13 protein-coding genes are annotated in these 10,774 nt (G+C 50.7%); 10 read left to right on the forward strand and 3 right to left on the reverse strand.

The window, feature by feature from the left end:
- Window positions 1–11: 11 nt before the first annotated feature.
- Window positions 12–854, reverse strand: a complete 843-nt coding sequence (locus ACUNV4_RS29425; protein WP_430882250.1) for an abortive infection family protein — start codon at window positions 852–854, stop codon at window positions 12–14.
- A 191-nt stretch (window positions 855–1,045) separates the two neighbouring features.
- Window positions 1,046–1,345 carry a hypothetical protein gene (locus ACUNV4_RS29430; RefSeq protein ID WP_430882251.1) on the reverse strand — a complete coding sequence of 100 codons (300 nt, stop codon included), beginning with the start codon at window positions 1,343–1,345 and terminating at the stop codon, window positions 1,046–1,048.
- Between the two features lie 199 nt (window positions 1,346–1,544).
- On the opposite strand from ACUNV4_RS29430, the gene ACUNV4_RS29435 reads away from it, so the two are divergent.
- The 6 genes from ACUNV4_RS29435 (at window position 1,545) to ACUNV4_RS29460 (ending at window position 6,613) form a co-directional block, all read left to right on the forward strand.
- A complete protein-coding gene (locus ACUNV4_RS29435) occupies window positions 1,545–1,823 on the forward strand; it encodes a ribbon-helix-helix domain-containing protein (protein WP_430882252.1) in 279 nt (92 codons plus the stop codon).
- A 4-nt stretch (window positions 1,824–1,827) separates the two neighbouring features.
- A complete protein-coding gene (locus ACUNV4_RS29440) occupies window positions 1,828–2,130 on the forward strand; it encodes a type II toxin-antitoxin system RelE/ParE family toxin (RefSeq protein WP_430882253.1) in 303 nt (100 codons plus the stop codon).
- 11 nt (window positions 2,131–2,141) lie between these two features.
- Entirely contained in the window at window positions 2,142–2,978 is an 837-nt protein-coding gene (locus ACUNV4_RS29445) for a ParA family protein (protein ID WP_430882254.1), read from the forward strand.
- A gap of 21 nt (window positions 2,979–2,999) precedes the next feature.
- Entirely contained in the window at window positions 3,000–3,848 is an 849-nt protein-coding gene (locus ACUNV4_RS29450; protein WP_430882255.1) for a ParB/RepB/Spo0J family partition protein, read from the forward strand.
- Window positions 3,849–3,910: 62 nt separating this feature from the next.
- Entirely contained in the window at window positions 3,911–5,458 is a 1,548-nt protein-coding gene (locus tag ACUNV4_RS29455) for a hypothetical protein (protein WP_430882256.1), read from the forward strand.
- A gap of 579 nt (window positions 5,459–6,037) precedes the next feature.
- On the forward strand, window positions 6,038–6,613 hold the full coding sequence (locus tag ACUNV4_RS29460; RefSeq protein WP_430882257.1) for a DNA-binding protein: 576 nt from the start codon (window positions 6,038–6,040) through the stop codon (window positions 6,611–6,613).
- 935 nt (window positions 6,614–7,548) lie between these two features.
- On the opposite strand, the gene ACUNV4_RS29465 is transcribed toward ACUNV4_RS29460, so the two are convergent.
- The gene (locus ACUNV4_RS29465) at window positions 7,549–8,379 is read right to left on the reverse strand and encodes a hypothetical protein (RefSeq protein WP_430882258.1); all 831 of its coding nucleotides are present in this window, start codon (window positions 8,377–8,379) and stop codon (window positions 7,549–7,551) included.
- A 605-nt stretch (window positions 8,380–8,984) separates the two neighbouring features.
- Here ACUNV4_RS29465 and ACUNV4_RS29470 point away from each other — a divergent pair.
- The 4 genes from ACUNV4_RS29470 to ACUNV4_RS29485 all read left to right on the forward strand — a co-directional run.
- Window positions 8,985–9,158, forward strand: coding sequence for a hypothetical protein (locus ACUNV4_RS29470; RefSeq protein ID WP_430882259.1), 174 nt, complete (start codon window positions 8,985–8,987; stop codon window positions 9,156–9,158).
- Between the two features lie 17 nt (window positions 9,159–9,175).
- Entirely contained in the window at window positions 9,176–9,547 is a 372-nt protein-coding gene (locus ACUNV4_RS29475) for a DUF2958 domain-containing protein (protein WP_430882260.1), read from the forward strand.
- 45 nt (window positions 9,548–9,592) lie between these two features.
- Complete coding sequence (locus tag ACUNV4_RS29480) at window positions 9,593–9,847, forward strand: hypothetical protein (RefSeq protein ID WP_430882261.1); 255 nt, start codon at window positions 9,593–9,595, stop codon at window positions 9,845–9,847.
- A 697-nt stretch (window positions 9,848–10,544) separates the two neighbouring features.
- The coding region (locus ACUNV4_RS29485; RefSeq protein WP_430882262.1) for a hypothetical protein at window positions 10,545–10,774 on the forward strand (230 nt) is incomplete at its 3' end.

Consider the following 10,774-nt stretch of genomic DNA (forward strand, 5'->3'; position numbering starts at 1 on the left):
GACTCATCTTTCTAGGTGCATGTATCGATGCTGCTAATATTTTTAGATTCTTGGTAGTTGTGTGTCTCGCAGAGAAAATCTGCGAGCGTCTTTGAAGCGTTAACAACCAAAACCGCGTGATGTTTTGATGGTTTGTATGACCGAGCATGTCGGTCGCCCATGCGGTTACTTGCTCCGGAAATTCCACCAACAATACTCACCAGCCCAGAAAGTACCTCCTTCAGTGGGCCTGATATATCCGGACGGCTTGGCTCTATATTTAGGAGCTTCTGCACTCTCTTGTAGAGCTTGGGCATGTCGCCATTGTACTTTGGCGCGTTTTCTACAATATTTTTTTCAAGCTCGATCATCACCGCTTCAAGTAGAGATCGTGCGTTCGTTATAGCGCCATCATAGTCGCCTGCAGTGATTTTCTCTTCGGCTTTTAGAAGCTGCTCTCTTATGAAATCAGTAGCGTCTGATTCCACGCCAAATGCATGCTTATAGACTACGGTTGAACCCTTTTTGTCATGTATTCTGGCACGTCCATTATCCAAAATCACTTCATAGCCATCGTATGCAAGATAGCTATTAATATTCTCAAGTGCTTCGCTATGCGCAAAAGTTGTACCCATATACTCCCGAGGGTCAAGTGCGTGACCAATGATTGATCCGATTATCTTTGTGCCATTAAAATCTTGCAGCTTGCTTTCGACATACTGCCACCTGGACGGAAAACCACTTTCGTAAACGTCATTACTCCCAAAGTCATTGAAAAATGCCACCAACTGCGGGCCGCTTTGATACGGCGATAGCTCACCATCTCCCGTTATTATTTTTCCAAGTCCTTTGATGGTACGTTTACTAATATTCATTTTCTAAGTTTATGGTCAGCGAGCCGTGAGTTATTGGCCTACATAAGCATATCGATCGCTACTAAGTGACAAAAAAGCACAGAGCCAAGTCTGCGATTCCATTTGTGCAGTGAATTTTCCAACTAAGAAATTGGCTCGATAATTCTACAGTAGCAATTGTCAGTATTCTGTCAAATATTCCCACCCCAACTCTAGTCTCTCTCATTATTATTGACTTCTTTGCTTCCATCAGACTGACTGTATATATCTGTTGAGCAAGGATTAGAGTTTTTTGATTCTTTACTTAACTTTTTAGCCTCTTCAATCAATTCTTCTGGATCTATGTCCGGACAAATTAGGGACATAATTTTTATTTTCCTGAATAAAGAGTCTGTGTACAGATCAGGATTTTTTGGGTAATCCTTTTCAATAGCTTTTTCTACATTTTCCGGAAATTGAATGCTTTTGGTTCTCTCGCAGTATTCAATTTGCAATTGAGTAATCGACTTCATAGTTCTCACACCGACTCACTGATCTCCTCGTATGATATAGCTTGTCGGACGTCCGACAGGTTGTTGATATCTCCACGCCAGGGCCTCTTCCTTCTCTTTGCTGAACGCCCTTGTGCGCACAAAGGCGCAGAAAGTTGGCGCTTCTGCGCACGTGTGCTATAGTTATTTCTATAAGAAATAACGTAAGCGTATGAATTTCATGGCGAAAACCAAGCGAATCAATCTGTCCTTGCCAGAAAAGCTTGCTGACTATGTTCAGGGCCAGGTCGAGAGTGGTCATTTTCAACGCGAAGCCGACTTCATTCGTCACGCGATCCGCAAGATGCAAGAGAGCGAGTCAGCCGCAAACGAATTCGACCTCGACGCCTTCATCCAGGCTGGCGTTGATAGCGGACGCTCCAAAAACAGCGGTACGCAGATTCATGAGAACGCGCGCGCGCGCATCCACCAGGTAGGTAAATCACGCGCTAGCAAATAACACCATGCCTTCATTTTCCTACTCGGCATTGGCAGAGGCTGATCTGTATGAACTCCTTGAGTACATCGCGCAAGACAACATCGACGCTGCACTGCGCGTTGAGGAAGCGATCGAGCGCACCGCGCAGCTCTTGGCAGACAACCCCGAGATTGGTCATCCAGTGAAATCACGGTTCCCACATCTCCGGGCATTCATCGTTCAGCCGTATAACGACTACCTTCTTTTTTTCCAGATTGAGGAAGACGGTATCCATATCCAACGGATTCTTCACGGTGCGAGAGACGTTTCGTCGCTCCTAAACCCTTAAAAGACACTCTTATGGCTCGCATTATTGCCATCGCAAACGAGAAAGGCGGCGTCGCAAAGACGACGACTGCGCATACCTTGGGCAATGCGTTTCTCTCTATGGGTAAGCGCGTATTGCTCATCGATGCAGATGCTCAGGGCAATCTGACGGATGCGTGCGGCTTTGACGCTGATGCGCTTGGTGAGGAGCACAAGACGCTTGCGCATGTGCTGACAGGTCAGACGCCGATTGCTCAGGCGATCGTTGGCAAGGAGCTGCATGTCCTTGCGTCCAATCAGTTTCTGCAGCGGCTCAATGACGCTCTGGTGCGCGAAAGTGAAGCACCAACGCGCCTGCGATCGTACATTCGTGCCATCGCGAACAACTACGACTACATCCTCATTGATTGCGGCCCTGGCATCACACAGGCAACCCTCAACGCCTTTGGTGCTGCCGATCATATCCTCATCCCAACACGCCTTGACCGCTATAGCGTCAAGGGCATTGAGCGCCTGGCAAACACCATCAGTCGCTTCGCTGAGGAGCACAACCCGAGGCTCCGTGTGCTGGGTGTCCTGCCCACCATGTTTCAGAAGAACTACAAAACAGAGCGAGACTACTTGTCACAGCTTCGCCATCACTTAGGTCTGCAGACACCGGTCTTTGAACCGATCCCCATGACGGGCTGGGTCAACAACCAGGTCAGCAAGATCAAGAGCATTGTTAGCTCCCGTCCAACGTCCATAGGTGCTCAAAATTACATGCTCCTTGCGCACACAATCGACGGGGCGCCTGTAGCCGCACCACACCTTGATGTCGACGTCGGAACGACTGAAACGCACGGTACGCGACATTCCGAAATTGCTTAATCCAATTTATATATAACGACTATGGCTACTGACGATACGGTCACTGAGGCACCAAAACCTCTTGGCATTGATCTCCAGGAAGAGACGAACCGCACGTTCAGCCTCGACCCCAATAGCAAACGTATCTCGCGCATTGCGCTGAGCCAAATCTCTGGTGATGCCAATCAGCCGCGCAAGCTTTTTGACCAAGCGAAATTGCAGGAGCTCGCGGATTCGATCAAGGACGTCGGGCTCATCATGCCGATCTCCGTGTATGTCGATCCTGATGACCGTGACCGCTACAAAGTCGCTGTCGGTGAACGCCGTTACCGCGCAAGTAAGCTCGCTGGCTTAGAGAAAATCGACTGCATCGTTGTCGAAAACAACATTGAAGAGATTCAGCTCATTGAGAACGTGCAGCGTGAGGATCTGAGCCCATTGGAAGAAGCCAGTGCGTACAAGCGCTACATGGAAAAGCATCGCATTTCCCAGGGTGATCTCGCCAAGGTCGTTGGCAAGCAGCGCAATACGGTCAATGAAATCTTGCGTATCACTTCCCTGCCAGAATCAATCCTCATGCGCTTGGATGACTATCCTCATGTCACCAAGTCGCAACTCATCCTGATTGCGAAAGAAGCAGACACCATCAAGCAAGAGAAGCTCTGGTTTAACGCCAAGCAAGGCACGCTGACCGTGCAAGATGCGCGCGCCGTATCCAAGGGTGAGAAGAAGCAGAGCGACCTCTCCCCCACCGAGCAGGCGATCAAGGCGTTGCAAGGTGTTGCGAAAAAGTTTGAAAAACTTGAAACGCTTGACGCAGAAGAAGCCAAAGCGGTGAAGGCTGCCGTGAAGGTCATCAACAAGAATTTGAAAGACAAGACGTCCGCGTGAGTCGCGCCTGCGCACAGGTGTCGGACGTCCGACACCTCATAAAATATTAATGTAGGCCGTGTATGGGTGAGATCGTACAGCTAAAGAAGACGCGTATACCGCGTGCTCGCGATGCGTTCTACCAGGCGATCCCTGTGAATGAAATCCAGGGGCGGTACTTTCACTTTGGCCGCAACAAGATTCCCATAGAGCTCCTTGCAGAGCGCGAACGGGAGAAAGCCGACAGTCTTTTCGAGGGGCTTCCAGACGATCGCAACTTTGAGATCATTCATGATCCAACGTATGGTGTGCCTGGCGCACTGGCATACCGCATCTGGACAGGCATTGAGAAGATGCTCTCCGACTTTGGTTCTACCTTTGACGGACGTTTGAAGCTCTCAACACGCCAGATCGCAAAGATCGCGGGACGGTCATACTCCGGTCAGGCGTCCAAAGAAATCTCACAAGCAATTAAGCAATTATCGCGTTCTGAGATCACATATTGGTACGACCATCCCGAACTCAAAAATGAAGACGGCACACCCGAGGTACACCAAGAAACATTCTCCTTGATCGACAAGGTGTCGTTTGTACGTGATCAGCGCAAGTCAGCACCCCACTACTACATCATCACCGTACCAGAGATCATTCTTGGCTTTCTCTTTCATGATCGCTATTTCTTTTGCATGAGCTGGGATCGTGTTAAGGAGCTCCCGCCGCAGTCACAAAGTGTTGCGCGCATCCTTTACCGCTACATGAGCTACCGCTACTCAAAAGCCAATAGCGTCAATTTTCTCTACACAAAAGACTACGCGACGATGTGTGAGCAGTGGCTGGGTGGCGTGAAGCCTCTGGACACCAAGAGTCGACTTTTGCAAAAACACCTTGCTCCACGTCTTGACCCAATCATCGCGACTGGACTGCTCTCATCGTACGAAGCAAAGCGTAACAAGGCAAAGGATGGCTTCAACATTCTGTTTACACCAGGTGAAGAATTCTTCGCCGATTTTGCAAGCTTTTATAAGAAGCAACTCCCTCTGAACTTTGGCTCATACAAGTCCGAGCGCGACCCTCACCTTGGCCACCCTGAAACCAATCTTGAAGATGGTGCCTTTGCTCTTCTGGCACATTTCCATGAGCACTGGTTTGGCGCTGATGCCGAGCGTGACTACCTCAATGCAGAGATTGAATTTGCGCAGCAAATTTTGTCTCAGGTGACGCTTTCTGACGCAAAGGTTTTTGTCACATGGGCGATCACGCGCGCGCACGAAACCAAGTTCAAAATGCAAACGTTCAACGCTCTGAAAACATATTTTTCTACATGGAAAAGTGAGCGAAAAAAGGAGGCCGATCGGCTGCATAAAATGGAAGCGGTGCGAGCCAAAGAAATGGAAGCGCTTGATGAAAGACGGTACGAAGATTTCGTACAAGCACGCGCCCAAGAAATCATCGATGGCCTCTCGCAAAACGATCGTGATGATCTCGCGAAAAATGCACGTGCGCAGCTTCAACTGCAATTCCCCAACGAGAAGAAATTTCTCTCAGGGCATCTTCTGAGTGTTGAGCGACGACTCATCACAGACACCCATGACATTCCTACATTTGACGACTGGAAAGCGTTGCAAGCCTAGGTGTCGGACGTCCGACAGGGTGAAAAACAGCCACCACCAAAGTGGGATGTTTAGGGTAACGTTCTGGGATGTTTAGGGTAAAAAAGTGGGATGTTTAGGGTAACGTTCTGGGATGTTTAGGGTAAATATTTTTCGCCAAATGACGTCGCAAAGCCACTGCTGATCAGCATTTCGAGCTATTCAGCCAGAAGTGCAATACTTTCTAATATTCTTCAATACTACTACACCGCTATCGCGGTGCTGGTGTGGACTTTTCATTCACAAGGAAACAGAACACAACGGCAACTTGCTGTGCACGATCTGCAGAAAGCGTACCGCTTTGTGTGAAAAAGAGGGGGCAGAGGCAGCCCTGGAAGGTGGGGTGCAGTCGGTGCCGTCAAGCCCCCCTATGCCCTCAGAGCGGCCCCAAGTATCCGCAGCCTTACAAAAAAGGAGCTCACCACACAGTAAACGGCTCTGTCGCGCGCTACAGCGGCAGAGTAGCAATCCGCATTATCTGTAGAAAATGCATTGTAATAATCATGGTAGTAATAATTGTAGTATTATTATCTCTACTACTTGTACTGCAGGAGATAACTAATGGCTCGCGCTGAACCCGTCACACAAGAAGCTGTTTTTGCTGCTGCAGATGCCCTGGCCGCAAATAATGTCAAACCGACGCTTGAGGCAATTCGAACTGAGATTGGCGGCAGCTATAACACGCTGTCACCGCTTTTGAAGCAGTGGCGTCAGCAGCAAACTGCGCAGGCAACTGCCGTCTTGGAAATGCCGGATGTGGTGCTTGCCAGCGTGAAGGGGCTCGCCAGTGATGTATGGCGTGTTGCAAGCGATGAAGCAGCACGTCGTACACGTACCGTTGAGGAGGCAGCGGAGCAACGCGCTCTCGATGCTGAATCTGAAGTGGCAGAACTTGCAGATGTTGTTCGGCATCTTGAAGCGGATCTTGCGAATGCGATCGCATCGCATGACAAAGCGCAGGCAGATCTAGCTGCCGCACAAGAAGCTCATAGGACGCATGTGCAAGAGGCAGCGCGATGCCAGGCAGAACTTGCCGCAAGTCGCGATGCGCTTACGCAATCCAATGCGCGCAATGATCAATTGCAGCAAGAATTGATTACGCTTGCGCGGGAGATCGCTAGCGGCAAAAGGGACTAACGCCCAGGAGTCGTGCGAATGCACGCAGGATGCATGGCACAATGCGCCACGATGTACCCCACGATGCATAGAGATCGTGGGGTGTATTTGGTCGCCTTCGCGCTAAAAACGCGCTCCGTCAACCTGTACTTGTCCCCGCCGTCTTGCCGCTTCGCGCCCGACTTCGCTTTGCTTCACATGATTGATTCCCCATCCACCGTGTCTCACTGATGTTCGTTGGTGGCTGGCTCTCCAATCCTGCTGCGACTGACGGCTGGGTGTTGTGCGATTGCACACACCCAATGCCTGGTCTCCGGTCTTGCAGATGCAAGACTGAACCAAAGCGAAGTCGGGCGCTCACTTTTTTTCTGAGAAAAAAAGATGGTGCCGACGGCGGGGGACTGGTACTGCTGCGCAGGCTTGTCGGCTATCGCCTACGAGTGGACGGTCATCCGTTCGGTGTGTAGCGCTACCGTGCAGCGCTGCTGCAATCGCTATAAGCGCGGTACCTCCTTCTGCTAGATGCTCTCAATTTTCGTACATGTTGTATGTCCGACAGGCGCGGGCCGGATCGTACTGTCCGATTCACCATCGCGCCAGGTGGCCGATGATGCGGGGCTTGTGTGCACTATTTCCTGGGCGGCAGAATTTGCTCTAGGAGCGCCCTAACTTTTGCTGGAGGGGTAGTTGTACTCCCAGGCCTCTCTCGACGCCTGGGGCCGCAATTTTTTGCTTCTGAGGGGGTTCCCTGTTGCATGTGCAACAGAGCACACCTGATGCGTTTCGATGCAATGACTCTCACGTGTGTGGAGCGTGTTGCCGAGCGAAGCGACGGATGCAACAACACAGCGCTCGTTTGCTGGCTCTTTTTTTACTTCACTGTACTTGCCGTGAGACGGGGTGTCGGACGTCCGACACCCTCGTATTGATTCGACTTTTTTTGTTGCTTGAATCCGCTATTGGCTTTCAGATTCTTCTTCTCTCTCTTTTTGTTTGTATTGCTCAATAGTTTGCTGGGCTTGTGTCAGTTGGGTTGTGAGGTTGTCGATTTTTTCATCTAATGCACCGACATCATTTTCATATTGAGCGAGGAGCGCGTTGTAGCCTTCTACAGCCTCTGTGAGTTCCTCTGCGATAAGGTTTTGTTGGCTGTCCACAGATGCAATTTCACTAGCGTACCGCGCCGTTTCTTTTTCATACTTCAAGTTTTCTTCGAGTATTGCGATATGATCCTCCAGCGCGGAAACTTCATACAAAAGTACATCGACTTCGTTTTGAAGTGCAGAATTTTGGAATTCAAGATCTCCCGTCGTGAGTTCAGAGGCGCTGGCTCGTTGAGCATCTAAATCGCTCAGTTGCGTTTGTAGTGATGCGAGAGCTAACTGTGTATTTTCAGTCCTCTGTTCGCTTGCTTCGAGAGATGCCCTGAGAAGCCCATTTTCGTTGGTTGCATTTTCTAACTGCTCCGTTACTTCATCCTTCTGAATGCTTAGTGCTTGTGCGCGGACGTTGCTCTGCCAGAGCATGAGGACGGCGAATGTTGCGGCCATCGTCAGGATGGTGATTGCACCAACAAGTGTGTAGCGTTCGCGACGAATCGTCTGCGGGTCGGAGGCGCTTGGATTCTTCCCACCACCGTCAACAACCCATTTTTCGACCAGGGCAAGAGCCTTCACAATCGCAATCACGGTCGTGAAAACGATAACGCAAAAAATGACGGCTATAGCGTACGTCGGGAGTGGCGTCGTAGTCGCTGCATCACCGAAGAAGAATGTTATAAGTCCCACTGCTGCAATAATCCTTTTAGCAATGATGTAGGGGGGATCTTATCGCACATGAGATGCGTGGCGTACCTCTCATTGGTCTAATGTTTGGAGAGGGTGTCGGACGTCCGACACCCCTGTAGTATTTTCCGATCTCGGGGCCAAGTGCTTTCCGCCATGAGACAGCACACATGCTGCGCCTGCGCGGTGCCTCAGTCAGAAAGTACGCCACGTTCGAAACCCACCCAACCCCCAGGCCGCCATGCCACGGGAACAAAGGCAGGGAGCGGGAACGCCAAAGATGGAACCCTGCGCTGCAGGGCACTGTGTCCCGCGCACGCGGGACGTCTTTGCGGTGGAATTCGTCTCTGCTACTCCTTCCAGCATACGCCTAACGCGCCGCCCGAAAGACGCTACGGCTTCCATGACGCAGCAGCGTCACTGCAGCCTCGGACTTCCGGACGTCGCTGCTCACCTTGCGTCAAGCCGCTGCGCTTTCCTTGACCCCAGGTTCGCCACGGCGTGTTCCTGGGTCGTAAGCAATAACGAAAACGCGTATGACGAAGTTTCGAAAGAAAGGGACGGGAGAGGGAGGGGCTGCCGCCACAAAGCGCGGGCACACAAGCCCGATGCAGAAAAAGGACTGGGCCAAAGAGGTGTCGCTCGAGGAGGCAACACACGCACTGGTCGTGCATGTGAGGAAGGGCGCCACATGGAGTGGCAACTCGCTCGTGTATCTGAACGCGCTGTGGGATGCCGTTGGCACCGTGGCGGCAGAGGAAGGGTTTGTGAGTGATAAATAATCAGTAAGAAAAACTATATGAATCTCATAACAACGGGACAGAAAGAAAAGCTTGAAGCGCAGTGGCGCGCTTCAGCGGAAAGTGATGGCGGGATTGATCACAGGCCTGTCGTGAAGCTGTTCACGCCAGATGCGGGAGCTACCTGGCTTCTGACGGAGCTTGATCCCGAAGGTGGTGATAGAGCTTTCGGGCTCTGTGATTTGGGCTTAGGGTTTCCAGAGATTGGCTACGTGTCGCTCGGTGAGCTTGCCTCAGTGCGGGGAGCGCTTGGGTTGCCTGTGGAGCGTGACCGCTGGTTTACACCAGAGCGGACAGTGAGCGCGTACGCGGAGTGTGCGCGGCGGCACCAGGGCATTCGATCGCAGTGCAAGTGTGGTGACGCGATTTGACAGATATGGTCTGCGTGATAGATTTAATGTACTAATAACAAAGCTATGGCACTTGAAGATGTAACCAGAGGTGATCTCGAACAGCTGTTCGCGAATCAGGCGGAGCTCTTTACAAAAGAGTTTGTCCGTCTTGAAAAGAAAATGGATGATGGTTTTGCAAGTGTTGACGAACGGTTCGGCGAAGTGCACCAGCGCTTTGATCGACTTGAGAAGCAAACGCACGAAGATATCCTCACACTGTTTCAAGAGGTGGAACGCATCAAGCGACATGTCGGCTTGAAGGACAAGATGGAGGCGTAGGCATCTTTACGGAAGGCGGTGATCTGTTACAGGTTGCCGTCTTTTTTGTTGTCAGTGAAACGCAGGCGGAGGGCGGCAATGGAAAGCAGTGGGAACAGGGGCGGGAAATGAAAGGGGGCTGGGGCGGTGGCATGGCGTCTTTCTCTTTCCCCGAACGTGGGGGGAGGGAACGAGGGGCCGCAGCTCATGGGCGCGCATTTTGGTAAGAAGTTTGATGCGTGGTATTTTAAAAGGTACAGGTGCGACACTTCTCTTTTTATATCCCCAGCATAACTGGATATCCGCATCGTGCAGGGCTCATTAACCCGAACATGATGTGCGTCATTACCGTGCAGGCGGTATTGGTTACATGCAGACCCCTTTGCATGGGTTTGTGTTCTTTAACCCATCGTACATACTACAAGCACGGTCTTTAGGTGTGCTGTATTCATAATGACGGGGTTCTTCTCGTACTCTCGAAAATACAGCAGTGCGGGGAGGTATTGGCGGATCCAGCTCTAGGCTGGGGGTATAAGGAGGAGAGATGGAATGAGCGTCAAGATGAAAATACCGCTTCAGGTGATTGTGAGAGGTTGCTTTATGCTGTATTTAGGAGGTAAAACACTCTTGTGTAATAGTGCCTTTTGAAAATTATCTCGGGCGTGGTATTTTTAAGTGTAGAGAGCGGTTGAGCTCTTGAAATAGATAAAACAAAAATATGATTGCAAGGATTTTTAGGTGGCACGACAAGCCAAGTGCTAAACGCATTTTTAATTATTTTCTCATTGTGACTGCCATCCTTCTCGTCAGTTGTAGCGGTTCATCAAATGAAAATCCACAAGTGCAAGAGGATGTACCAGTCACAATCGTGGACACACCAGACACACCAGACACACCAGACACACCAGACACACCAGACACACCAGACACACCAGACACACCAGACAC

The organism is Granulosicoccus sp. 3-233 (assembly GCF_052681095.1).

What these genes read in the sequence shown, in the direction of transcription:
- ACUNV4_RS29425 (WP_430882250.1), bottom strand. Translation starts at nt 854, where the DNA reads ATGAATATTAGTAAACGTACCATCAAAGGACTTGGAAAAATAATAACG.
- ACUNV4_RS29430 (WP_430882251.1), bottom strand. Translation starts at nt 1,345, where the DNA reads ATGAAGTCGATTACTCAATTGCAAATTGAATACTGCGAGAGAACCAAA.
- ACUNV4_RS29435 (WP_430882252.1), top strand. Translation starts at nt 1,545, where the DNA reads ATGGCGAAAACCAAGCGAATCAATCTGTCCTTGCCAGAAAAGCTTGCT.
- ACUNV4_RS29440 (WP_430882253.1), top strand. Translation starts at nt 1,828, where the DNA reads ATGCCTTCATTTTCCTACTCGGCATTGGCAGAGGCTGATCTGTATGAA.
- ACUNV4_RS29445 (WP_430882254.1), top strand. Translation starts at nt 2,142, where the DNA reads ATGGCTCGCATTATTGCCATCGCAAACGAGAAAGGCGGCGTCGCAAAG.
- ACUNV4_RS29450 (WP_430882255.1), top strand. Translation starts at nt 3,000, where the DNA reads ATGGCTACTGACGATACGGTCACTGAGGCACCAAAACCTCTTGGCATT.
- ACUNV4_RS29455 (WP_430882256.1), top strand. Translation starts at nt 3,911, where the DNA reads ATGGGTGAGATCGTACAGCTAAAGAAGACGCGTATACCGCGTGCTCGC.
- ACUNV4_RS29460 (WP_430882257.1), top strand. Translation starts at nt 6,038, where the DNA reads ATGGCTCGCGCTGAACCCGTCACACAAGAAGCTGTTTTTGCTGCTGCA.
- ACUNV4_RS29470 (WP_430882259.1), top strand. Translation starts at nt 8,985, where the DNA reads ATGCAGAAAAAGGACTGGGCCAAAGAGGTGTCGCTCGAGGAGGCAACA.
- ACUNV4_RS29475 (WP_430882260.1), top strand. Translation starts at nt 9,176, where the DNA reads ATGAATCTCATAACAACGGGACAGAAAGAAAAGCTTGAAGCGCAGTGG.
- ACUNV4_RS29480 (WP_430882261.1), top strand. Translation starts at nt 9,593, where the DNA reads ATGGCACTTGAAGATGTAACCAGAGGTGATCTCGAACAGCTGTTCGCG.